Origin of the sequence: Paenacidovorax caeni (assembly GCF_001298675.1) — a bacterium.
GTDB lineage: Bacteria > Pseudomonadota > Gammaproteobacteria > Burkholderiales > Burkholderiaceae_C > Paenacidovorax > Paenacidovorax caeni.
Window position 1 is genome coordinate 1 of sequence record NZ_CYIG01000124.1, and the last position, 1055, is coordinate 1055.

The 1055-nt window shown below is 60.2% G+C and carries 1 protein-coding gene; it reads left to right on the forward strand.

Translation table 11 applies throughout. The features are described 5' to 3' along the window. Positions 1-355 precede the first annotated feature (355 nt). On the forward strand, positions 356-865 hold the full coding sequence (locus tag BN2503_RS19035) for an HAD domain-containing protein (protein WP_158447382.1): 510 nt from the start codon (positions 356-358) through the stop codon (positions 863-865). Positions 866-1055 lie beyond the last annotated feature (190 nt).

Consider the following 1055-nt stretch of genomic DNA (forward strand, 5'->3'; position numbering starts at 1 on the left):
GTTCTACCTGGCCCTGCGCAACATCAGCCAGAAGTGGACCCTGCCCATCCGGGATTGGAAGGCCGCGCTGACCCGCTTTACCATTCAGTTCGGAGACCGCATCTCCGTCAATTGAGGTCCGACCCGTTTACACAAAAATTCGGACACGCCCAAACAGTGTCATGAACTAGTGTTCTTGCCAAGCAGCTGAGGCGCGCAGCCGTCCTGGGGCATGAGGTTGCAGAGGCTCTGCTCTTGCATGAAACTGGCAATCCCGCCGCTCACGTAGCCAGGCCGTACTTCTTCTTCACACGCCGTCATGCTCTCCGTGCAGAGTACTCCCTACCTCCCTGCATCCACCCCGCGCAGCGCAGACATGGTTCTGTACCTGGATCTGGATGGCGTGGTGCACCACGAGGCGGTGCTCTGGCATCCGCGCATCGGCATTTACATGAGCCCGCATGGGGCCGTTGGCCGCACGCTGTTCGAGTGGGTTCCCATCTTGGAAGAGGAACTTACTCCCTATCCCTCAGTGGCTCTGGTACTCAGCAGCACCTGGTGCATTCGTCCTGGCTACGCCCATACCCTCAAACGTCTGCCGGAGAGCTTGCGATCCCGATTCATTGGCGGCACGTACCACAAGCGTATCCATGGAGCCGATCCATGGAACCTTGCATCGTTCCGCAGTACCCCGCGCGGCATGCAGATCCTGGCTGACGTGCAACGAAGAAAGCCGCGCCACTGGGTCGCTCTGGACGATGACATCGAGGACTGGCCTCAATCCGCAATCGGCAACTTGATCGCTTGCGAGGGCACTACCGGATTTTCCAACCCGGACGTTCGGCATGAGTTGCGGCGGAAGTTGCAGCAAAGTGCCGCTGCATGAAGGATTCGATCCGATGCCAAGCGACGTTCGCCGTCCTTTGCCACGGTCCTGCCAGACTTACCAAAAACCCCGCCGGTTCACCCGAGCCAGCAGCGTGGAAATCGCTTCCAACGTCTCGGCCTCGTGCAGCAATGCCCCGGCATGGGATGTAGCTGGCAGCGGTGCATCGGCTACCTGCTGGGCCCGCGTG

Bases quoted from the DNA above. Each gene is read 5' to 3' on its own strand.
- BN2503_RS19035 (WP_158447382.1), top strand. From the start codon at position 356: ATGGTTCTGTACCTGGATCTGGATGGCGTGGTGCACCACGAGGCGGTG.